This is a genomic window from Methylorubrum sp. SL192, assembly GCF_026672325.1.
In the GTDB taxonomy this organism is placed as follows: domain Bacteria; phylum Pseudomonadota; class Alphaproteobacteria; order Rhizobiales; family Beijerinckiaceae; genus Methylobacterium; species Methylobacterium extorquens.
The window spans coordinates 3,922,966-3,946,025 of sequence record NZ_JAPPQV010000003.1; the positions used below are offsets into that span (position 1 = coordinate 3,922,966).

The window sequence follows — 23,060 nt, forward strand, 5'->3', positions numbered from 1 at the left end:
TGCCTCACTCACGCTGCGAGGGTTTTCGGGGCCGGGCCGAACATCAAGTCGTCCCGGTCGTCAGGGGAGAGCGGCGCGCCGGAGCGGATCAGCTCCTTGCAGCGCGCCTGCTCCGCGATATCGCCGACGAAGACCGCCCCCGCGAGGCGGTTTTCGGCGATGATCAGCTTGCGGTAGAGGCCGGCGGCGGCATCGTGCATCACGACCGCCTCGGCACCCTCGGGCGTATCGACCAATCCGGCCGAGAAGACCGGCAGGCCCGACACCTTGAGGCTGGTGGCAAGGGACGTGCCGGGATAGGCCGCCGCCTCGCCGAGAAGCGCCCGCGACAGCACCTCGGCCTGCTCGTAGGCGGGCTCGACGAGGCCGTAAACGACGCCCCTGTGCTCGGCGCATTCGCCGAGCGCATGGATCGCCGGATCGGAGGTGGTCATCCGGTCGTCCACCGTGATGCCGCGCCCGCAGGCGAGCCCGCAGGACTGTGCCAGGGCGGTCGAGGCGCGGATGCCGACCGACATCACCACGAGATCGGCCGGGATCACGCTGCCGTCCTTCATCCGCAGGCGCTCGACGCGTCCGTCGCCCTCGATCGCGGCGGTGTCGGCGGACAGCATCACCTTGACGCCGCGCGCTTCCATCGCCGTGCGCACGAGGCGGGCGGCCGCGTGGTCGAGCTGGCGCTCCATCACCCGGTCCATGACGTGGATCAGCGTGGTGTCGACCCCGAGCCGGGCGAGCCCGACCGCGGCCTCCAGGCCCAGAAGCCCGCCGCCGATCACCACCGCCTTGGCATGCTCGACGGCGGCTTTCCGGATCGCCGCCACATCGGCGAAATCGCGGAAGGTGAGGACGCCGGGCAGGTCGATGCCGGGCAGCGGCAGCCGGATCGGCAGCGAGCCCACCGCCAGCACCAGCTTGTCGTAGGGCAGCACATGGGCGGAGCCGACGAGCGCGATGCGGTTCGCCCGGTCGATCTCCGTCACCGGTGCGCCGGTGACGAGGCGGATGCCGTGCTCCTCGTACCAGGAGAGCGGACGGAAGCCGCAGGCCGCCTCGTCCACCTCGCCGCCGAGCAGCGAGGAGAGCAGCACCCGGTTATAGGCCGCCACCGGCTCGGCGCCGACCACCGTCACGTCGTAGCGGCCCGGCGCGCGCTCCGTCAGCCGCTCGAGGAAGCGGAGCGAGGCCATGCCGTTGCCGACGACGACGAGTCTGTCCTTCACGCTCATGAACCCGTGATTCCCCTTCACGAACTCAGGCAGCGAGAGCAGGCTTGGCGTGGCGGGCGTAGAGGAATTCCAGCACCGCGGCGCGGGCGTGGACGTAGGTCGCGTCCTCCACGAGGTCGAGCCGGCGGCGGGGCCGCGCCAGCGGCACGGGCAGGATCTCGCCGATGGTCGCCGACGGCCCGTTCGTCATCATCACGATGCGGTCGGAGAGCAGCACCGCCTCGTCCACGTCGTGGGTGATCATGATGACGGTGTTCTTCAGCCGCTGCTGGATCTCCATGGTCTGGTCCTGAAGGTGGGCACGGGTCAGCGCGTCGAGCGCGCCAAACGGCTCGTCCATGAGCAGCACCGTCGGCTCCATCGCGAGCGCGCGGGCGATGCCGACGCGCTGCTTCATGCCGCCCGAGATCTCGTTCGGGCGCTTGTCGGCGGCGTGCACCATGTTCACGAGCGCGAGGTTGTGCTCGATCCACTGGGTGCGCTCGGCGCGGGTCTTCTTGCCCTTCGAGACCTTGTCGACGGCGAGCGCCACGTTCTCGCGCACGGTGAGCCAGGGCAGCAGCGAGTGGTTCTGGAACACCACCGCGCGGTCGGGGCCGGGGGCGTTCACCTCGCGCCCGTCGAGCAGCACGCCGCCGGTCGAGGCCTTGAGCAGGCCGGCGACGATGTTGAGCACCGTCGACTTGCCGCAGCCGGAATGCCCGATGATCGAGACGAACTCGCCCTTGGCGATGTCGAGGTTCACGTCGCGCAGCACTTCCGAAGCCTTGCCGCCACGATGAAACGTGATGCCGACCTGGGAGAGGGAGAGATGTGCCATGTTCTTAATCCCTCACGCTGCGCTGGTGCCGCGGGTCACGAGCACGCCGAGCCCGGCGACCATCCGGTCGAGGACGAAGCCGATGAGCCCGACATAGACGAGGGCGACGATGATCTCGGAGATGTGCGACGAGTTCCACGCATCCCAGATGAAGAAGCCGATCCCGACGCCGCCGATCAGCATTTCGGCCGCAACGATGGCGAGCCAGGACAGGCCAACGCCGATGCGAAGACCGGTGAAGATGTAGGGGGCCGCCGAGGGCAGCATGATCTTCACGAAGAACTCGATCGGGTTCAGCCGGATGACCGCGGCGACGTTCCGGTAGTCTTGCGGAATGTTGCGGATGCCGACCGCGGTGTTGATGATGATCGGCCAGATCGAGGTGATGAAGATCACGAAGATCGCGCTCGGTTGGCCGTCGCGGAAGGCGGCCAGCGAGAGCGGGAGCCAGGCCAGCGGCGGGATCGTGCGCAGGATCTGGAAGATCGGGTCGAGCCCGCGCATCGCCCAGTCGGACTGGCCGACCAGCGTGCCGAGCATCACGCCCGCCACCACCGCCAGCGAGAAGCCCAGCGCCACGCGCTTCAGGCTCGCGGCGATATGCCAGAACAGGCCCTTGTCGGTGCCGCCGTTGTCGTAGAACGGATCGATGATGATGTCCCAGGCTTCCGTCACCACCCGCGAGGGCGGCGGCAGGCCGGCGGTGGGGGAGGAGCACAGCACCTCCCACAGGAGCAGGAAGCCCGCCAGGACGACGAGCGGCGGCAGGACGCGGGCGGCGACGCCGCGCAGGCCGGCCAGGGTGATGAAGGGCGTGCGGGCCTTGGCGGCGCGCTCGCGGGTTGCGGTGAGCGTTGCTCCGGTAGCCATCACGCGACCTTCTTGATGCCGAGGCTGTTGAGGTAGGCGGCAGGGTTTTCCGGATCGAAGACCTTGCCGTCGAACAGCGTCTCGACGCCGCGCGAGGTGGAGGTCGGGATCGCCGCGACGCCGAGCGCCTTGGCGGCCTCGCGCCAGAGATCCTCACGGTTGACCTTGGCGATCAGCGCCTTGGTGTCGGTTTGGGCGTCGAACTTGCCCCAGCGGATGTCCTCGGTGAGGAACCAGAGGTCGTGCGACTGGTACGGATACGAGGCGTTGTCGCCCCAGAACTTCATGATGTGCGGGCTGTTCTCGACGACCCGGCCGGTGCCGTAGTCGAACTTGCCCTTCATGCGGTCGACGACGTCGGCGACCGGCACGTTGATCCACTGGCGCTTGGCCACGATCGCCGCCATCTCGTCGCGGTTCTCGGGCTTGTCGCACCATTGCTGGGCCTCCATCACCGCCATCAGCAGGGCCTTGGCGGCGTTGGGGTACTTGTCGACCCAGGCCGCGCGCATGGCGAAGGCCTTCTCCGGGTGGTCCTTCCAGAGTTCGCCCGTGGTGATGGCGGTGTAGCCGATGCCCTGGTGGATGAGCTGCTCGTTCCACGGCTCGCAGACGCAGAAGCAGTCCATCGTGCCGACCTTCATGTTCGCCACCATCTGGGGCGGCGGCACGACGATGGTCTCGATGTCCTTGTCGGGGTCGATGCCGCCGGCGGCGAGCCAGTAGCGGATCCAGAGGTCGTGGGTGCCGCCGGGGAAGGTCATGGCGGCCTTCACCGCCTTGCCCGACGCCTTCTTGGCTTCCAGCGCGGCTTTGAACGGCTTGGTGTCGAGCCCGATCTTGTGGTCGATATGCTCCTTGGCGATCGAGATGCACTGACCGTTCAGGTTGAGCCGGGCCATGATGTACATCGGCACCGGCACGTTGTTCTGCGTCACCCGGCCGGCGGAGATCAGGTAGGGCATCGGGCTAAGGATGTGGGCGCCGTCGATGCCGTTGCCCTCGGAGCCGAGCACGAGGTTGTCGCGGGTCGTGCCCCAGCTTGCCTGTTTCAGCACCTCGGTCTCGGGCAGGCCGTACTTGGCGAAGATGCCCTTCTCTTTGGCGACAAAGAGCGGCGCCGCATCGGTGAGCGCGATGAAGCCGAGCTTGGCGCCCTTCACCTCCGGCCCCGCGCCCTGCGCGAAGGCACCGGCCGGCAAGGCGGCACGAGCCGCACCCGCGAGGGCGAGGGCAGCCGCCGCCCCCTTGAGGACGCCGCGGCGGGTCGTGTTGCCGTGATCGATGCTCATCCGCTCTTCGCTCCGGTGCGCTGTCTGCACATGGAAAAGGCCGCCGTCCGGGATCGCCTGCGCGATCGACCTTCGTCGCGTGCGGGCAGTCCGGATCAGCGGCCTTGCTGACGTTTGGGGCGCGTCGTCGTTGACGAGCCCGTGCGAACATCTCTGCAGGAGCCGTGCCAATTGCGCGGAAGAGCGTGCCGCCCCTCTCGGAGCGCCGGCATCACGGGTTTGCTGCGCTGCCCGCGCTCAGCGGCCCAATGATTTCATGCGGTGCACAAAAAATGGGCTGCTGCTGCTGCGCTTTGCAGCCCGAGCCCGTCCAACGCGGCTGAAAAAGTGATCAGCCGCCGATGGCCGCGGCGAAGAGGTCGGGCCGGTAGAGCGCCGCCGCCCGGTCCGCCGAGGCGTCGGCGGACGCCACCTGCCCGCAGGCGGCCATCTGCGCCACCAGCCACCGCGCATGCTCCGGGTCCGGCCGGTGGGTCGCCGCGTCGAGGCGCAGATAGGCCGGGTTCGCTCGCTCGGTTCCGTCCCGATCCACGATCAGCGCGCCACTGAGCGTGCGCGCGAGAAGCGCGGCATCCGCGTCGAGTTCTGCCCGTTCGGCGAGCAGACGGCTCAGGGCCTCGTGGTTCTCGGGGGCGGCGCACCAAAGTCCGGCGCGGTGAACGGCCCTGACCAAAGGTGCCGTGAAGTCGGCCCCCTCCGCGGGCAGCGCCAGCACCTTCTCCGGGCAGTCGGGCGCGATCTCGCAGCCGAGTGCCGCGATCCGGCCGAGGCCGGCGGCGACCGCGACGCTGTTCCAGGGGGCGCCGACGCAGAAGCCGTCGATGCGCCCGCGCCGAAGTGCATCCACCGTCTCCGGCGGCGGCACCACGACCAGACGCACCGTCGCGTCGAGGTCGAGCCCGCTCAAGCCGGCGAACAGGCGGAGCTGGTAGGAATGGCTGGAGAAGGGATGCACGGTGCCGATGACGAGCGGACGCCCCTCCCCGGCTCGCGCGCGGGCGACCGCCGAGAAAGCCGCGGCCACGTCACCGAGCCCGTCGCTCTCCGGGGCCATCGCCGCCCAGAGCGCGTTCGAGACGGTCACGGCGTTGCCGTTGAGGCCGAGCGCCATCGGCACGCTCAGACGGGCCTCCGGCCCCGAGAGCCCGAGCGCGCTGGCGATGGCGAGCGGCCCGAGCATGTGCGCGGCGTCGAGATGGCCGAGCGCCAGCCGGTCGCGCAGGGTCGCCCAGGAGGGCTCGCGCGCGAGCTCGATCTCGAGCCCCTCGGCGCGGGCGAAGCCCAGTTCCGCCGCCGCAATCACGGGGGCGGCGTCGGTGAGGGGGACGTATCCGAGTCTGATCCTCATCCGAGCAGATCCGCCGCGGTGACGATGGCGCGGGCGATGTCGACGATCTTGCGCTTCTCGTTCATCGCCTGCCGCCGCAGGAGCTTGTAGGCCTCGTCCTCGCTCATGCCCTTGCGCGTCATCAGGATGCCCTTGGCGCGCTCGATCAGTTTGCGGTCGGCAAGTTCCGAGCGGGCCTCGTCGAGTTCGCGCTGGAGCCGGGCGAAGGCATTGAAACGCAGGATCGCGATGTCGAGGATCGGCCGGATCCGTTCCGAGCGCAGCCCGTCCACCACATAGGCCGAGATGCCCGCATCGACCGCCGCCTGCATCATGGTCTGGTCCGAGCGGTCCACGAACATCGCCACCGGCCGCTCGGCCTGCCGGGACAAGCCCGACATCTGCTCCAGCACGTCCCGGCTTGGGCTCTCCAGATGGACCACGATCACGTCGGGCTTCAGGCTCGCCACCCGCGCCTGGAGGTCCGGCCCGTCCGCAAGCACGACGACGTTGCCGACGCCGGAGGCGCGAAGGCCCTCCTCCAGGATCGCGGCGCGGGCGCGGCTCGGATCGATCACGGCGACGGTGAGGCTGGTCTCGGTCATCGAGGGCCGGAGTGGTTCGATCCGTTCGAGGAAGGCATAGGCGAGGAAGGCACGGGGTAAAGAAGGCGGTCCGTCTACATGGAGGCACGTGCGCAAGCACCTGCCTCGTGAGGGGCGGACGCATCGCAGGCAAGCCGTATGCCCGCCTGGTCCATAACGACAGTTACAAACCGACATCGGCCGGCCCCGCTTCTGCCGCAAACCGGGGCGCACACTCAAGCCGCTCGCGAATCTATCAGGAGGGGCCGGTTCATGCGCGTCGTCGATCCGCTGCGAAAGCCGGACGTGTCCGCGACCCCTCGCGCCGTGCTTCCCCCCCTGCTGCCGACCCTCGGCCTCGCCGTGGCCGCCGCCCTGCTGTCGCTCGTCTGCCGCGAGCCGGCCAAGGGGCCGACGATGCCGCCGGTCGAATCGGCGCGGCCCGTGCCGGCCATGGCTGCGGCGCCCGGCTTCACGGTGTTCGATCCGGGCAAGGCCCTGCTCGCCGATGTCGAGGCGGGTCCGGCCAGCGAGGCCTTCGCCCGCCTCGTGCCCCTCGTCGCCGCAAACGAGGCCGCGCCGCCTCAGGCCCGCCCCCCGCGCCTCGCCACCCGAACCGAGCGCCGCCGCGCCACCGCGAGCCGGATGGCGACGACGCAGCCCGCGAGCCCGGCGAAAGCCGCGTCCGAGCCGGTCATTCCTGCGCCGGCCGCCATGGCGCGTGTGGAGGACGAGAGCGATCGCGTCCTGCCCGCAGGCGCCCTCCCCTTCGCCGCCGTCGACGCGGTCTGGGATGCGGCCCGTACGGCCGGCTCCGGCGCGGCGGCCAAGGTCACGACCAGCGTCTCGAACCTGAGCAGCTCGGTCGTCAGCCTCGTCTCGGATCTGCGCTGAGACGGAGCGCGCCGCGCCGCCAAGCGCGCGGTCTTCACAATCGTTAGCCCCGAAACCTTGCGAAGCGCGGCCGCTGCGCCACTTCGCGCGGAGCAGAACCGCGATCACGTCCACCGCGTCGCCGACGCGGCGGCTTTTTCGCGCGTGATGCTCTGTGAGTAAGGCCGAAGTCCGCGTTTCCCCCGCGTCGTTCGGCTCAGGGTACGGCGACGGAGACCGGGATGGCGGGACGGATCGAGGATTACGCCCTGATCGGCGACGGGCGCACCGCGGCCCTGGTCGGCCGCGACGGCAGCATCGACTGGCTGTGCATGCCGCGCTTCGATGCCTCGGCCCTGTTCGCGAGCCTTCTCGGAACGGAGGAGCACGGCTTCTGGATGCTCGCTCCGGCTGCGGAGGGGGCACAGCATTCCTGGCGCTACCGCGGCGGCTCGCTGGTGCTGGAGACCACGCACAAGACCCATGAGGGCGAGGTCCGCGTCACCGACTTCATGCCCGTCGGCGACGGCAGCCACGTGATCCGCCTCGTCGAGGGCGTGCGCGGCCGGATGGCGATGCGGATGGAGCTGGCCGTGCGCTTCGATTACGGCTCGGCAGTCCCGTGGGTGTCGCGCAGCGAACTCGGGGATCTGCGCGCCATCTCCGGGCCGCACAAGGTGGTCCTGCGCACCAACGCGCCGATGCGCGGCTCCGCCCACCAGACCACGGTCTCGGAATTCACGGTCTACAAGGGCGACGCGGTCCGCTTCGTGCTGAGCTACGGCGCCTCGCACGAGGACGATCCTGCACCGATCGAGCCGCGCCGCTGGCTCGACGACACCAACCGCTTCTGGCGCGAATGGTCGAGCCGCTGCACGCTCCAGACACCTTGGGACGCCATCCTGCGCCGCTCGCTGCTGACGCTGAAGGCGCTGATCTATCAACCGACCGGGGGTATCGTCGCCGCGCCCACCACGTCGCTGCCGGAAGAACTCGGCGGGGTGCGCAACTGGGACTACCGCTTCTGCTGGCTGCGCGACTCCACCTTCACGCTGCTGGCGCTGATGGATTCAGGCTACATCGAGGAGGCCCGCGCCTGGCGCGACTGGCTGACCCGGGCGGTGGCCGGCAACCCGGAGCAGGCGCACATCCTCTACGGCATCGCCGGCGAGCGGCTGCTGCCGGAGATCGAACTCGACTGGCTGCCCGGCTACGAGGGTTCGCGGCCCGTGCGCGTCGGCAACGCGGCGATCGCCCAGTTCCAGCTCGACGTCTACGGGGAGTTGTTCGACGCCCTGTTCCAGGCCCGTGCCCGCGGCATGGGGCAGAACAAGGACGGCCTGCGCGTCGGCCAAGCGATCATCAAGCACCTCGAGACGGCGTGGCGCCAGCCCGATGAGGGCATCTGGGAGGTGCGCGGCGGGCGGCGCCACTTCGTCCATTCCAAGGTGATGGCCTGGGTGGCCTTCGACCGGGCGATCCGCAGCGTCGAGCTGATGGGCGACGACGATCCGCACACCGTCGAAGCGCCGGTCGCGCACTGGAAGGCGATCCGCGACGAGATCCACGCCGAGGTCTGTGCCAAGGGGTTCGACCCGGAGCTGAACAGCTTCGTCCAATCCTACGGAAGCAAGGCGCTCGATGCGAGCCTCTTGCTGATCGCGCATATGGGCTTCCTGCCCCAGGACGATCCCCGCGTCATCGGCACGGTGGCGGCGGTCGAATCGCATCTGATGCGTGAGGGGTTCATCCTGCGCTACGAGACCGAAGGCCAGACCACCGACGGCCTGCCCGGCAACGAGGGTGCCTTCCTGCCCTGCAGCTTCTGGTACGCCGACAATCTGATCGGCCTCGGCCGCTGCGACGAGGCCCGCGAGCTGATCGAGCGCCTGATCGGTGTCTGCACCGACCTCGGATTGGTCTCCGAAGAGTACGACGTGCACGCGAAACGGCTGGTGGGGAACTTCCCTCAGGCGTTCACGCATGTTGCGCTCGTCAACACGATCCTCAATTACAGCCGCGCGACCGGTCCTGCGAAGGAACGGGGCAGCGGCGCGGACGTATCCGAGTCGAGGGTAGGCGAATCCATCGCAGCGCAGTAGTCGCACTCCGTCAGACGGCGGGCGATGGAAGCGAGAAAGACGGTATCTCCATGAGCGGTGCAGACACGAGCCCGAAGGCGGCCCTGAGCCAGGGCGACAAGCTCGCGATCGACACGATCCGGACGCTCGCGATCGACGCGGTGCAGAAGGCCAATTCCGGACATGCCGGCGCGCCGATGGCGCTGGCGCCGGTCGCCTACACCCTGTGGAACCGGTATCTGCGCTACGATCCGGCCCATCCGCATTGGCCGAACCGCGACCGCTTCGTGCTCTCGGCGGGTCACGCCTCGATGCTGCTCTACGGGCTGCTGCACTTGGCCCGCGTGGCCGAGAAGGACGGCGGCAATTCCCCCGCCATCTCGCTGGACGACATCAAGAAATTCCGGCAGCTCGACAGCCGCACGCCGGGCCACCCGGAATACCATTTCACCACCGGCGTCGAGACCACCACCGGGCCGCTGGGCCAGGGCGTGGCGAATTCCGTCGGCATGGCGATGGGCGGCCGCTTCAAGGGCGAGCGCCTGAACCGGCCCGACCTGCCGCTGTTCGACTACAACGTCTACGCCATCTGCTCGGACGGCGACCTGATGGAGGGCGTCAGCCAGGAGGCCGCCTCGATCGCCGGGCACCTGCGCCTGTCGAACCTCTGCTGGATCTACGACAACAACACCATCACCATCGAGGGCCACACCGAGCTGGCCTTCTCGGAAGAGGTCGCCGCGCGCTTCCTCGCCTATGGCTGGCAGGTGCTGCGAGTGGCCGATGCCAACGACACCCACGCCATCGCCTCGGCGCTCGAGACCTTCCTGCAATCGAGCGACCGCCCGACCCTGATCATCGTCAACTCGATCATCGGCTACGGCGCGCCGACCAAGCAGAATACGTCGAAGGCCCATTCCGACGCGCTCGGCCCCGACGAGGTGAAGGGCGCCAAGCGCGCCTATGGCTGGCCAGAGGATTCCGAGTTCCTGGTGCCCGATGGCGTCTACGACACCTTCGCCGACGGCATCGGCAAGCGCGGTGCCGCGCTCTACAGTCAGTGGCAGGGCTTCTTCGAGGCCGCCAAGGCGGCGGATGCGGAGCATGCCGAGGAACTGTCGGCCTTCCTCGAAGGCCGTCTGCCGGAGGGCTGGGACCGCGACATCCCGGTCTTCGAGGCTGACGCCAAGGGGCTCGCGACGCGCGAATCCTCGGGCAAGGTGCTCAACGCCATCGCCCAGCACGTACCGTTCCTGCTCGGCGGCTCGGCCGATCTGGCGCCCTCCAACAAGTCGAACCTCACTTTCGAGGGCGCGGGCTCGCTGACCCCGTTCGAGCCGGGCGGGCGCAACATCCATTTCGGCGTGCGCGAGCACGCCATGGGCTCGATCGTGAACGGGCTCGGGCTCGTGGGCCTGCGCGCCTACGGCGCGACCTTCCTCGTCTTCGCCGACTACATGCGCCCGCCGATCCGGCTCGCCTCGCTGATGGAGCTGCCGGTCTTCCATATCTTCACCCACGACTCGATCGGCGTGGGCGAGGACGGGCCGACCCACCAGCCGGTGGAGCAGATCCTCTCGCTGCGCTGCATCCCCGGCCTCCTGACCCTGCGCCCGGCCGACGCCAACGAGGTGGCCGAGGCCTACCGGGTGATCTTCTCGCTGAAAAATCAGCCGGCGGTGCTGGCCCTGTCGCGCCAGCCGCTGCCGACCTTCGACCGCTCGAAATACGCCCCCGCCTCGGGCACCGCGAAGGGCGCCTACGTGCTCGCCGATAGCGAGGGCACGCCGGACGTGATCCTGATCGGCACGGGCTCCGAGGTGCAGCTCTGCGTCGGTGCCTACGAGACCCTGAAGGGCGAGGGCGTGAAGGCGCGCGTCGTCTCGATGCCGTCCTGGGAGCTGTTCGAGCGCCAGGACGAGGCCTACCGCAACAGCGTCCTGCCGCCGGAGGTTCTGGCGCGCGTGGCGGTGGAGCAGGGCAGCGTGATCGGCTGGGACCGCTACGCCGGCTCCTCGGGCTCGATCGTCGGCATGCATACCTTCGGCGCCTCGGCTCCGATCAAGGATCTGCTCGGCAAGTTCGGCTTCACCGCCGAGAAGGTGATCGAAGCGGCTCGCGCGCAGGCGGCCAAGCACAAGAAGTAGGGCGCGCAGACGTTGAACCCTTGCCCCTGAAGCGGGTCGGGTGAGGGGAGCGCCGGCTCCGGAAAGATCTGAGCCGGCCCCTCTCCCGCCCTGCATCCGCAGGGCACCCTCCCCCGCAGAGGGGGGAGGGTTAAGGCGCCCGCGACCGCCCTATCTACTGGGCACGGGGACGCACAAGAATTACGCGAGGACGCTAGAGATGAACGCGCTGAACGCCCTCTTCGCCGAGCACGAGCAGGCGGTCTGGCTCGATTTCGTGGCCCGCGGCTTCATCGCCAAGGGCGAACTCCAAGCGCTGGTGGAGAAGGACGACCTGCGCGGCGTCACCTCCAACCCGGCCATTTTCGAGAAGGCGATCGGCCACTCGGCCGAGTACGACGACAGCCTCAAGGCCGTGCTGAGCCAGGGCGATGCCCGCGTCATCGATCTCTACGAGGGGCTCGCCATTGCAGACATCCAGGCGGCGGCCGACGTCCTGCGCTGGGTCTACGACACCAGCGACGGCGCCGACGGCTATGTCAGCCTCGAAGTTTCCCCCTACCTCGCCCTCGACACCGAGGAGACCCTGAACGAGGCCCGCCGCCTGCACGCGGCGGTCGGGCGCGACAACCTCATGGTCAAGGTGCCGGCCACCCCCGCCGGCCTGCCGGCGATCCGCCAGCTCACGGCGGAGGGCATCTCGGTCAACATCACGCTGCTGTTCTCGCAGAGCGTTTACGAGGAGGTCGCCAACGCCTTCATCGACGGGCTGACCGAGTTCGGTGCCAAGGGCGGCGACGTCTCGAAGGTCGCGAGCGTGGCGAGCTTCTTCATCAGCCGCATCGACAGCCTCGTTGACAAGAAGCTGGATGAGGTCGGCGGCTACGAGGATCTCAAGGGCAAGGTGGCGATCGCCAACGCCAAGCTCGCCTACCAGCGCTACAAGCGCATCTTCGCCGGGCCGAAATGGGCGGCGCTGGAGGCTAAGGGGGCGAAGGCGCAGCGCCTGCTCTGGGCCTCCACGGGCACCAAGAACAAGGCCTATTCCGACGTGCTCTACGTCGAGGAGCTGATCGGCAAGAACACCGTCAACACCATGCCGCCGGCCACCATGGACGCGTTCCGCGACCACGGCCGGGTGCGCGCGACGCTGGAGGAGAATATCGGCGAGGCCGAGACCGTGATGGCACGGTTGGCCGAGGCCGGCATCGACATCGAGGCGGTGGCGCGCCAGCTCGTCGAGGAGGGCGTGCAGCTCTTCGTCGATGCCGCCGACGCTCTGCTCGGCGCGGTCGCGGGCAAGCGGGCGGCGTTGCTCGACCACCGGCTCGACGCGCAGACCTTCAAGTTCGACGAGCCGCTCCAGGCGGCGACCGACAAGGCGGTCGAGTCCTGGCGCGCGAGCGGCGCGATCCGCCGGCTCTGGGCGCACGATGCCACGGTCTGGACCGGCCGCGACGAGAGCAAGTGGCTCGGCTGGCTGCGCATCGTCGAGGACGAGCTGGAGCGGGTCGATCTCTACGAGAGCTTTGCCGAAGAGGTCCGTGCCGAGGGCTTCACCGACGCGGTGGTGCTCGGCATGGGCGGCTCCAGCCTCGGCCCGGAGGTGATCTCCGCCACCTACGGCCATCGCGAGGGCTTCCCGAAGCTGCGCATCCTCGACTCGACCGACCCGGACGAGGTCCGCGCCGTCGAGGCCGCGGTTAACCTGGAGACGACCCTCTTCATCGTCGCCTCGAAGTCCGGCTCGACCCTCGAGCCCAACGTGTTCCGCGACTACTTCCTCGGCCGGATGAAGGAGGTCGTCGGCACCGACAAGGCCGGCCGGCATTTCGTCGCCGTGACCGATCCCGGCTCGGCGATGGAGAGGGCGGCCAAGGACGACAACTTCCGCAAGATCTTTCTGGGCGTGCCGCAGATCGGCGGGCGCTACTCCGTGCTCTCGGCATTCGGCCTCGTTCCCGCGGCGGCGGCCGGTGTCGAGATCCGCGAATTCCTCGACAGCGCCCGGATGATGGTCCGCTCCTGCGGGCCGGCGGTGCCGCCCGCTGTGAATCCCGGCGTGCGCCTCGGTGCGGCGATGGGTGTCGCGGCCAAGGATTTCGGGCGCGACAAGATCACGATCATCGCCTCCCCCGGCATCGGCACCTTCGGCACCTGGGCCGAGCAGCTCATCGCCGAGTCGACCGGCAAGGAAGGCGTCGGCATCATCCCCGTTGAGGGCGAGCCGGTCGGCGTACCGGCCGTCTACGGCGAGGACCGCCTGTTCGTGTATCTGCGCCTGACTAGCCAGGCCGATGCGCGCCAGGACGAGGCGGTGAAAATCCTGGAGAGCGAGGCGCAGCCGGTGGTGCGCATCGATCTCGACAAGGTGGAACAGCTCCCGCAGGAATTCTTCCGCTTCGAGATCGCCACCGCCGTGGCCGGGGCGGTGCTCGGCATCAACCCGTTCGACCAGCCTGACGTCGAGGCGAGCAAGATCGAGACGAAGAAGCTGTTCGCCAGCGCCGAGGAAACCGGCGCCCTGCCGGCCGAGACGCCGATCTTCGAGGACGAGACGGTCGCGCTCTACGCCGATGCGGCCAATGCGGAGGCCCTGCGCCCCGGCGAGGGCTTCGAGGCGATGGTGGCCGCGCATCTGGCGCGGGTGAAGCCGTGCGACTACGTCGCCGTGCTCGCCTATGTGGAGCGCAACGAGGCGCATCACGCGGCGTTGCAGGAGGCCCGGCTGACGGTGCGCGACGCCCGGCAGGTCGCGACCTGCCTGGAATTCGGCCCGCGCTTCCTCCACTCGACCGGGCAGGCCTACAAGGGCGGTCCCGCTTCCGGCGTGTTCCTCCAGATCACGGCGGACCCCTCGGCCGATCTGCAGATCCCCGGGCGCAAGCTCGGGTTCAAGACGGTGATCGCGGCGCAGGCGCGGGGCGATTTCGCCGTGCTGTCCGAGCGCAAGCGCCGGGCGCTGAGAATCCACCTCAAGGGCGGTGATGTCTTCGGCGGCGTGAAGCGCGTCGCCGCGGCGATCAAGGCAGCGGTCGCCGGATAAGGCTTCCCCCTCTCCCCGCACGCGGGGAGAGGCCCGCAGGCGCTCTGTCGTGCCTGCGGGAAGCGGAGGCTTAGCCGAAGCGATGGTGAGGGGCGGTTCAGGACGGAGCATGTCCGTCCATGCCTCCTCACCTTCGGCTGCCGCCTCGCTTCGGCGACGACCCAAGTCGGGCCTGCCCAACTTCAGCACCTTGGATCAGGACTCGGGAACACCCGAGTTCTGTGGTCGCCGAAGCCCTCTCCCCGCGTGCGGGGCGAGGGGCTCGCATCGATTGCCGTCGTGGTCTGTCTTCGAAAAAGATCAGTGCGTCAGCGGGCCGGGGATCGCGGCTTCCGCCTTCAGCAGCAGCCGCTCCTCGTGGCGCTTCATGAACAGCCAGAGCGCCAGTCCACCGAAGACCACGAAGGCCAGCAGCGCGAGGCCGACGGGGCCGACGATGTGCTCGATCGAGCGGCCGCAGGCATAGGCGCCGAAGCCCATGATCCCGGCCCAGGCGACGCCGCCGAGGCCGTTGAACAGCATGAAGCGGCGCGCATCGAGCCGGTTCACACCGGCCAGCACCGCCGCGTAGGCGCGCAGCATCGCGGTGAAGCGGCCGAAAAACACGATCTTCCCGCCATGCTCCCGGAACAGGTACTGCCCGAGCTTCAGCCGGCCGTGGTCGAGGGCGATGAGGTGGCCGTAGCGCAGCAGCAGCGGCATGCCCCAGCGGCGCCCGACCCAGTAGCCGACATTGTCGCCGAGGATCGCGGCCGCGGCCGCCGCGGCGACGATGAGGACGACGTTGAGGCTGCCGGTGCTGCCGGCATAGACGGCGGACGAGATCAGGATGGTCTCGCCCGGCATCGGCACGCCCGCGCTCTCCAGCGCGACGACGACGAAGACGGCGAGGTAGCCGTAATGGGCGATGAGGTCGGCGATCGGAAGTCCCTGAAGGAAGGACATGAAAGAGGGCGTCTCCGCGGATCGTTGCGCGGCGCAGTCTGGCCAGGAACGTGGCCGCAGCAGGGCGGTCCTTCTCCCCCCTTGCCCCTCCGCTTCAGCCCGCCGGGTCCGCCTCCGCCGAGGGCTCGACCGAGGCGAGCGTGAGGACGGCGCCCTCCCCGCCCGTGCCGGTCTGGCAAAGGGCGGCGAAGTCGTCGTCCGGCAACGGCAGCAGCCGTGCGAGCCCCTCCGACACGCCGAACAGGACGGGATCCGTCGAAAGGCCGAAGCCGGGCGGGAGGAGGCGTGTGCTGTCGATCATGACGGGCTCGGACCGCCGAAGGGCGGAAGTGGTGATAAGCCCTTCGGCGGCGGCCGGTTGCATGGCACGACCGATTGTCGTGACATGCGGCACATCGGCCTCGCGTGGTTCTTCCCGTCCGCGGCCGAGCCTCAGCTTGCCTTGAGGAACTTCTCGACGCTGGCGCCCAGACCGGCGGAATGCGTCGCGAGATCCTCGGCGATGGTGCGGACCGAGTCGACATGGCTGCCGGTGGCGTCCGCCGCCGAGGACACGCCGACGATGTTGCCGGACATCTCGTGCGTCGAGGCCGCCTGCTCCTCGACCGCGCTTGCCATGGCGAGGGTGAGCCCCGACAGGTCCGTCACCGCCGCGGTGATCGTACCGATGGCTTCGACCGCCTCGCCGGTGGCGCTCTGGATCGCGGCGATCTGTCCGGAAATCTCGCCGGTCGCCTTCGCCGTCTGCTCGGCCAGCGCCTTCACTTCGGCGGCGACCACGGCGAAGCCGCGGCCGGCCGCGCCTGCGCGGGCCGCTTCGATGGTGGCGTTGAGGGCGAGCAGGTTGGTCTGATCGGCGATCGAGCGGATCATCGCCACCACCGCGTCGACCTTGCGCGCGTTCTCGGCGAGCTGGCGCACCGTCAGATCGGTCGTCTCGGCCTGAGCCGCGATCCGCTGGGCGCGCTCGGACACGCTGCCGACCTGCCCCGAAATCTCCTGGATCGAGGCCGTCATCTGCGCCGAGCCCGCCGCCACCGAGGCCGCGCGCTGCCGGGCATCCTCGGCCGAGCGCGACAGTTCCTCCGCCGAGGACCCCATCCGCTCCACCGCCGACCGCACCGCCTCGACCACCCGCGAGACGTCCGCCGACATCTGAACCTGGGCTGTGATCACCGACCACGTCACCATCGGGCCGACATACTCGCCCTCAGGCCCGTGGATCGCCGAGACGCGCAGATCGAGGGTCTCGGGGCCGACCCGGATCTTGGCCCGGTGCGGCAGGCGGCTGCTGTCGGCCAGCATCGTCCGCTGATGCTGCGGGTGCTTGTGGAAGACGTCGAAGGAGCGACCCATCATCTCCGAGACCTTGATCGGCAGATGCTCCTCGATGGTGGAGAGCGTCGTCACCGAGGTCTTGTTCAGATAGTTGATCTTGAACTGGTCCTTCGGGTCCACCGTCATGACGGCGACGGGCATGCCGTCGATCATCGTCAGCAGCCGGCTCGTCTCGTTCTTCTTGGCGGTGATGTCGGTCGCGAACTTCATCACCCGCTCCGGCTTACCGTCCGCCCCGAGCACCGGGTTGTAGGTGGCTTCCAGCCAGATCTTGCGTCCGGACTTGCCGAGACGGGGGAACTCGCCCGAGGCGTACTTGCCGCCGCGCAGCGTCTCCCAGAAGGCGCGATAATCGGCGCTCTCGGCATAGGCGGCCTCGACGAAGATGCGGTGATGCCGGCCCTTGATCTCCTCGAGCTCGTACCCGATCGCGTCGAGAAAGTTCCGGTTCGCGTCGAGAACCGTCCCATCCATCGCGAACTCAATGGTCGCGAGCGATCGATCGAGTGCATCGAGCTTCGCTTGGGCGTCACTTTGCTTGGGCTTACGGAACATCACAGAACCCCCGTGACGCAATCTTTCTCCGGCAGCCACGTCGCCAGAGCGATGTCGTCATTGATCGAGGGCGGATCTCGGCGATTTCGCTCGATGTCTTTCATCCGCCCCTTATGACGAATGTTCATTTTCTGGGTAAATTATGGATTAAAATCTCTGGTGTAGAGCGTTGCAATCGTCTGTAGGCTGCAATCTTGTTTCGACATGCGTCGCACAGACCGCAACTATGCTAGTAACATATGATATAAACTTGCCATTGCGCTGGCAGTGTCTCCTCGCCCGTCCGCCTGGGTTCGACGATCGGTCGGCTTCGCTGCCTCTTCGCAGATAGCCGGAAGGGAGCGGCCTTCAGACCGCTCGCCCTCCCCTGCGAACCGGATGGGACGCGTGTCTTCCGTCCGGCCCGGCCTGCGAGTGGTGTCGTGAGCGGCGCTCAGGTGCTGCGGCGGAGATGGTCCAGGGGCACCGGTGCGGCGTGGGGCCGGCTGCCGAGCATCGCATCGATCAGCGCCACGACCTCGGCCCGGCCGACATTGGCGGCGGGCTCGAACGGGGTCCAGGTCTGGATGAAATCGAGGCGTTCGAACACGTCGCGGTAGCGGCGCAGCTCGTTCACCGTGAGCGGCACGCCGCGCACGAAGGCCTTGTGGGCCGAGATCGTCAGCGCCTTGCGGAAGTCGTTCGGGTCGAGCTCGAACTTGAGCGCGTCGCCGCAGAAACAGATCTTGCGCTTGCGGTCGAACAGCACGGCGTGGCCGTCGAAATGGCCGGCGGTGCGGTGCAGTTCCAATCCGGGAAGGGGTTCGAGGAAGTCGTCGTAGGGCCAGGAGACCTGAAGTGCGGCGCTCCAGGTGAAGTCGGCCGCCGGCAGACACAGTTCCGGGTCGAAGCGGTCCTGAAGCTGCACCAGCGCCCCGTAGGAATGCGGGTGCGAGGCCGAGAGCACCTGCATCCCGCCGAGCCGCTCGATCTGGTCGAGCGCCGCCTCGCTGAAGACGGGGCAGGCCTCGAAGCCCATATTCCCGTTCTCGGTCCGGATCAGGTAGGCGCTCGGGCCGATGCCGGAAACCGGGTCGTTCCAGAAGCGCCAGATTCCGGGCTCCAGCTCTTCCCAGTGGCAGGGAAAGGCGTCTTGCGCCTCGCGCGTGGTGCGGAAGCGCCAGCCGTCCTGCGGCACGACGTGGCGGGCGTCGAGACACATCGGGCAATGCGGCGGCGCCTCGAAGTGGCGCTGCCAGAACCCGCAATTGTCGCAGGTATAGGCGGGCAGCTTCAGGGCGCCGGCGAAGGGCAGGTAACCGGGCACGGGCAAGTCCTCATGGGTGCCCGCGGGCGGGCCGGAGATCGGACGGTCCTATCCGTCCGCTGCGGGTGAAGAAAGGGCTAGGGCCGTATCCGACCTGACTGCATCAGGCCGGCGCCCTAGGCCTTTGTTTTGACGTGCATTCTCTCGACGAACCGGTGACCCCTTCGTCGGATGCGCTTTCGCTCAGAGCCGCCCGAGCAGACGCAGCGGCCGGCGCAGAGCGCGCGCCGCCAGGGCGGTTCCGAGCAGGGCGGCGCCCATGGCACCGAGCACGAGGGCATCGCGCTCCCGGCTGGTCCAGAACTCGGAGCGGGTCGTCTTGGCCCGCTCGCTCATGGCGCCGTCGATGCGCGCCGCGCCCGGCGCCGGTGCGTCGAGGTTGCCGCGCCGATCCGGGACCGCCTCGTCTTCCACCATGTCGTCCCAACTCTGCGCCGCCTTGCGGTCGGCGTAGGACGGCAGGAGGGCCTGGGCCGCCGCCATCAGCACCGAGGTCCGTCCGACCCAGACCTCGCGGGTCGGTCGCTCGGCCGCGTGGTGGATCGCCTCGGCGCACAAGCGCGGATCGAAGACGGGATCGGGCGCGCGCTGCCCGTGGCCGGTCCGGGTGCGGGTCCAGCCGAATTGCGGTGTGTTGACCGCCGGCAGATAGACCACGCTGAGCGCAATCTTGCTGTTCTCGTGGATCAGTTCGGCGCGCAGCGAATCGGTGAAGCCGCTGATCGCGAACTTCGCCGCGCAATAGGGTGCCTGGAGCGGAGCCGCACGGATCGCCAGCCCGGAGGAGACCTGCACGATCACGCCGCGGTCGCGCGGCTTCATGCGACGTAGGGCCGACAGCGTGCCGTGGACGGTGCCGAGATAGGTCGCCCCGGTGACGGTGCGGTACTCCTCCGGCGTGACCTGGTCGGCCGGGCTGACGATCGTCGTCATGGCGTTGTTGATCCAGGCCCGGATCGGCCCGAGCTCCTGCTCGATCCGGTCGGCCGCCGCCTCGACAGCCGCGGCGTCGGCCACATCGGCCGGGATCGCCAGCACGCGCCCACCCTCGCGGGCGAGCAGCGCCTCGGCCTCGGCGAGACGCTCGGCACCGCGTGCCAGGATCGCCACCGACCAGCCGCGTTGCGCGAAAAGCTGGGCCGTGGCGAGGCCGATCCCGGCGCTTCCGCCCGTCACCACGGCAACCCGCGCAGCACCTGTTCGTCCCTGCCCTGCCAAACCGCATCCTCCTGCGCTCATCCTGCCCGTCAATGCGCGCTGTGCGGGCGGAGTTGCGGCGCAGGCGACGCTGCGACGATGCGAGCCTGGACCTTTAGATACGAGAAGGCCCGCCGATCCGGAGATGGGCGGGCCTTCACGATGTTCGGCGCTTGCGCGGGGAGGCTCAGCCGTGGGCCGGGGCTCCGTGCGGCGCGCCATGCCCGTCGCCGCCATGCGTGTCCTTGCCGCGCTTCCTTCCGATCCAGATCACCGCCTTGCGGATCACCACGTAGAAGACCGGGGTGAGGAACAGGCCGAAGAAGGTCGCGCCGATCATCCCGAAGAACACCGCCGTGCCGAGCGCCTGGCGCATCTCGGCGCCGGGGCCCGTGGCGATCACCAGCGGAAGCACGCCGAGGATGAAGGCGAAGGCCGTCATCAGGATCGGGCGCAGGCGCAGGCGGCAGGCCTGGACTGCGGCATCCACCGGGCCCTTGTTCTCGCTGTTCTCGATGTCGTGGGCGAATTCCACGATCAGGATCGCGTTCTTGGCGGCCAGACCGATGAGCACGATCAGTCCGATCTGGGTCAGAATATTGTTGTCCTGCCCTCGCAACTGCACCCCGAACAGGGCGGCGAGCACGCCTGTCGGCACCACCAGCAGGATCGCCAGCGGCAGCGCCCAGGATTCGTACTGCGCCGCGAGCACGAGGAAGACCAGGAGCACGCCCAGCGCGAAGACGTAGATCGCCGTGTCGCCCGCCGCCTTCTGCTGGAAGGCGATCTCGGTCCAGTCGTAGGAATAGCCCTCGGGCAGGGCCCGCTTGGCGATCTCCTCCATGGTGTCGAGCGCCTGGCCGGTCGAGACGCCGGGCTGCGCCACGCCCTGCAGCGGCACCGAGTAGTACAGGTTGAACCGCTGCACGATCTGCGGGCCGGCGATGTCGCGGATGGAGGCGAGCGTGCCCATCGGCACCAGCGCACCGGTCGAGGAGCGCACCTTGAGCTGCTCGATGTCGCGGCGCGACATGCGGTAGACCGCGTCACCCTGCACGCGCACCTGATAGATGCGGCCCAAGGTGTTGAAGTCGTTGACGTAAGCGCCGCCCAAAGCCGTCTGCACGGTCGAGAAGACGTTGGCGAGCGGCACGTTGAGCATGCGCGCGATGGTGCGGTCGATGTCGAGGTAGAGCTGCGGCGTGTCGTTGCCGAAGGTCGTGAAGACCCGCGTCACATCCTTGCTCTGGTTGGCCTGCCCGATCACCTCGCCGGCGGCCGCGAGCAGCGGGCCGATCTCGGAGGATTGGCGGCTCTCGATCTGCATCTTGAAGCCGCCGCCCTGGCCGAGGCCGCGCACCGGCGGCGGCGGGATGACGATGATGCGCGCTTCCTGGATGCCCGCCGTCGCCTTCAGCACGTCACCGGTGATGACGGCCGCGCTCCGGCCCTGCGCGGCCCGTTCCTTGGCACCCTTGAGGGTGAGGAACATCACCGCCGCGTTGGTGGTGTTGGTGAAGGTCGCGCCGTCGAAGCCCGCGATGATGACGGTGTTGGTGATGCCGTCGACGCCGCGGGCGATCTTGGCGGCCCGGTTCACCGCATCGGTGGTGCGGTCGAGCGAGGAGCCCGCGGGCAACTGCACGACGCCGATGAGGTAGCCCTGATCCTGGTCCGGGATGAAGCCCGTGGGCGTCGTCCGGGCGAGGTGCAGCGTGCCCGCGATCACGCCGGCATAGAGGATCAGCATGGCGATCACGCCGATGCCCGTCCCCGTCAGGAAGCGGATCGAGTGGGCGTAGCCGTTCGACAGTGCGTCGAAGCCGCGGTTGAACAGGTGCGCCAGCCAGTTGAGGAAGCGGGTGAGGAAGAATTTCGGCGGCTTGTGCTCGTGGTGCGGCTTCAGCAGCAGCTTGCAGAGCGCCGGCGACAGGGTGAGCGAGTTGAAGGCCGAGATGATGGTCGAGGCCGCGATGGTGAGCGCGAACTGCTTGTAGAACTGGCCCGAGATGCCGGGGATGAAGGCGGTCGGGATGAACACCGCCGCGAGCACGAGGGCGATGGCGATGACCGCCCCGCCCACCTCGTCCATGGTCTTGTGGGCCGCCTCGCCGGCCGAGAGCCCCTCGGCCATGTTGCGCTCGACGTTCTCCACCACGACGATCGCGTCGTCGACCACGATGCCGATGGCGAGCACGAGACCGAACAGGGTGAGGTTGTTGAGCGAGAAGCCCAGCGCCGACATCACCGCGAAGGTGCCGACCAGCGACACCGGAATCGCGATCACCGGGATCAGCGCCGTGCGCCAGCTCTGGAGGAAGACGAGCACGACGATGACGACGAGGAGGACCGCCTCGAACAGGGTCTTGTAGACCTCGTGGATCGATTCCTCGATGAACTCCGTCGGGTTGTAGGCGATGCGGTACTCGACGTCCGGCGGGAAGTTCTTCTTCAACTGCTCCATCGTCGCCTTGACCGATTCCGCGGCCTCGAGCGCGTTGGTGCCCGGCCGCTGGAAGGCGCCGATGCCGACCGCGGGGGTGTCGTTGAGGAAGGAGTTCGTCGTGTAGTCCTTCTGGCCCATCTCGACGCGGGCGATGTCGCGCACGCGCACGAGGCGCCCGTCATTCGCCTTGACGATGACGTCGGCGAACTGCTCCGGCGACTGGAAGCGCCCTTGCGACTGCACCACGAGCTGGAAGGCGGCGCCCGGCGCGGCGGGCGGGCCGTTGAGCTGGCCGGCCGCGACCTGCACGTTCTGCTCCTGCAGCGCGCTCGTCACGTCGGTGGTGGTCAGGCCGTAGGCGGCCATCTTCTGCGGATCGATCCAGACCCGCTCGGCATACTCGTTGCCGCCGAAGATCGAGATGTCGCCGACGCCGTCGAGGCGCAGCAGCTCGTCGCGGATGTTGAGGTAGATGTAGTTGGCCAGATAGTTCTGGTCGTAGGTGCGCTTGGGCGAGAGCAGGTGCACGACCAGCATCAGGTCGGGCGAGGCCTTGCGCACGGTGACGCCGAGGTTGCGCACGTCCGGCGGCAGGCGCGGCTGCGCCACCGAGAGCCGGTTCTGGACGAGCACGTTGGCGATATCGAGGTTGGTGCCGACCTTGAAGGTCACGGTCAGCAGCATCGCGCCGTCGTTGGTCGACAACGACGTCATGTAGAGCATGTTGTCGACGCCGTTGATCTCCTGCTCCAGCGGCGTCGCGATCGTGGCGGCCACCGTCTCGGCGTTGGCGCCGGGGAAGCTCGCGCGCACGGTCACGGTCGGCGGCACGATCTCGGGATATTGCGAGACCGGCAGCTTCTCGTAGGCGACGAAGCCGACGATCAGGAAGATGATCGACGTGACCGAGGCGAAGATCGGCCGGTCGACGAAGAAATGGGCGAAACGCATCGTTCAAACCTCTCGCCGGCCGGTGCGCGCTGGCGCGACCCGTGCGGCTTGCCGTCTGCGTCCAGGCCGGCATC

The 23,060-nt window shown here is 68.7% G+C and carries 16 protein-coding genes; 4 read left to right on the top strand and 12 right to left on the bottom strand.

Annotation, left to right across the window (positions count from 1 at the left end; genetic code table 11):
* Positions 1-8: 8 nt before the first annotated feature.
* From OVA30_RS19025 to OVA30_RS19050, 6 genes are all read right to left on the bottom strand, one after another.
* Positions 9-1,229, bottom strand: a complete 1,221-nt coding sequence (locus tag OVA30_RS19025; RefSeq protein WP_268176389.1) for an NAD(P)/FAD-dependent oxidoreductase — start codon at positions 1,227-1,229, stop codon at positions 9-11.
* A 25-nt stretch (positions 1,230-1,254) separates the two neighbouring features.
* Entirely contained in the window at positions 1,255-2,049 is a 795-nt protein-coding gene (locus OVA30_RS19030; protein WP_003603352.1) for an ABC transporter ATP-binding protein, read from the bottom strand.
* A 12-nt stretch (positions 2,050-2,061) separates the two neighbouring features.
* Complete coding sequence (gene ntrB, locus OVA30_RS19035; protein WP_003603353.1) at positions 2,062-2,919, bottom strand: nitrate ABC transporter permease; 858 nt, start codon at positions 2,917-2,919, stop codon at positions 2,062-2,064.
* On the bottom strand, positions 2,919-4,211 hold the full coding sequence (locus OVA30_RS19040; protein ID WP_056155010.1) for a CmpA/NrtA family ABC transporter substrate-binding protein: 1,293 nt from the start codon (positions 4,209-4,211) through the stop codon (positions 2,919-2,921). Before OVA30_RS19040 ends, ntrB begins: the two co-directional genes overlap by 1 nt.
* Positions 4,212-4,542: 331 nt before the next feature.
* A complete protein-coding gene (locus tag OVA30_RS19045) occupies positions 4,543-5,559 on the bottom strand; it encodes a CmpA/NrtA family ABC transporter substrate-binding protein (protein WP_268176391.1) in 1,017 nt (338 codons plus the stop codon).
* Positions 5,556-6,143 carry an ANTAR domain-containing response regulator gene (locus OVA30_RS19050; protein WP_003603356.1) on the bottom strand — a complete coding sequence of 196 codons (588 nt, stop codon included), beginning with the start codon at positions 6,141-6,143 and terminating at the stop codon, positions 5,556-5,558. The genes OVA30_RS19045 and OVA30_RS19050 overlap by 4 nt, the downstream gene beginning before the upstream one ends.
* A gap of 252 nt (positions 6,144-6,395) precedes the next feature.
* Between OVA30_RS19050 and OVA30_RS19055 the strand changes: the two genes are divergently transcribed.
* From OVA30_RS19055 to OVA30_RS19070, 4 genes are all read left to right on the top strand, one after another.
* Positions 6,396-7,016 carry a hypothetical protein gene (locus OVA30_RS19055; RefSeq protein WP_268176393.1) on the top strand — a complete coding sequence of 207 codons (621 nt, stop codon included), beginning with the start codon at positions 6,396-6,398 and terminating at the stop codon, positions 7,014-7,016.
* 221 nt (positions 7,017-7,237) lie between these two features.
* Positions 7,238-9,097, top strand: coding sequence for a glycoside hydrolase family 15 protein (locus OVA30_RS19060; protein ID WP_268176395.1), 1,860 nt, complete (start codon positions 7,238-7,240; stop codon positions 9,095-9,097).
* 50 nt (positions 9,098-9,147) lie between these two features.
* Entirely contained in the window at positions 9,148-11,223 is a 2,076-nt protein-coding gene (gene tkt / locus OVA30_RS19065; protein WP_012255580.1) for a transketolase, read from the top strand.
* A 199-nt stretch (positions 11,224-11,422) separates the two neighbouring features.
* Positions 11,423-14,248, top strand: coding sequence for a bifunctional transaldolase/phosoglucose isomerase (locus OVA30_RS19070; RefSeq protein ID WP_268176397.1), 2,826 nt, complete (start codon positions 11,423-11,425; stop codon positions 14,246-14,248).
* A 300-nt stretch (positions 14,249-14,548) separates the two neighbouring features.
* On the opposite strand, the gene OVA30_RS19075 is transcribed toward OVA30_RS19070, so the two are convergent.
* From OVA30_RS19075 to OVA30_RS19100, 6 genes are all read right to left on the bottom strand, one after another.
* The gene (locus tag OVA30_RS19075) at positions 14,549-15,193 is read right to left on the bottom strand and encodes a DedA family protein (protein ID WP_003600157.1); all 645 of its coding nucleotides are present in this window, start codon (positions 15,191-15,193) and stop codon (positions 14,549-14,551) included.
* 94 nt (positions 15,194-15,287) lie between these two features.
* On the bottom strand, positions 15,288-15,494 hold the full coding sequence (locus tag OVA30_RS19080; RefSeq protein WP_041929122.1) for a hypothetical protein: 207 nt from the start codon (positions 15,492-15,494) through the stop codon (positions 15,288-15,290).
* A gap of 131 nt (positions 15,495-15,625) precedes the next feature.
* Positions 15,626-17,086, bottom strand: coding sequence for a methyl-accepting chemotaxis protein (locus tag OVA30_RS19085; RefSeq protein ID WP_268176398.1), 1,461 nt, complete (start codon positions 17,084-17,086; stop codon positions 15,626-15,628).
* 433 nt (positions 17,087-17,519) lie between these two features.
* Positions 17,520-18,392, bottom strand: a complete 873-nt coding sequence (locus OVA30_RS19090; protein ID WP_268176399.1) for an MBL fold metallo-hydrolase — start codon at positions 18,390-18,392, stop codon at positions 17,520-17,522.
* A 183-nt stretch (positions 18,393-18,575) separates the two neighbouring features.
* Positions 18,576-19,610, bottom strand: coding sequence for an SDR family oxidoreductase (locus tag OVA30_RS19095; RefSeq protein WP_268176400.1), 1,035 nt, complete (start codon positions 19,608-19,610; stop codon positions 18,576-18,578).
* A 166-nt stretch (positions 19,611-19,776) separates the two neighbouring features.
* Entirely contained in the window at positions 19,777-22,986 is a 3,210-nt protein-coding gene (locus OVA30_RS19100) for an efflux RND transporter permease subunit (RefSeq protein WP_056154981.1), read from the bottom strand.
* Positions 22,987-23,060: the final 74 nt, after the last annotated feature.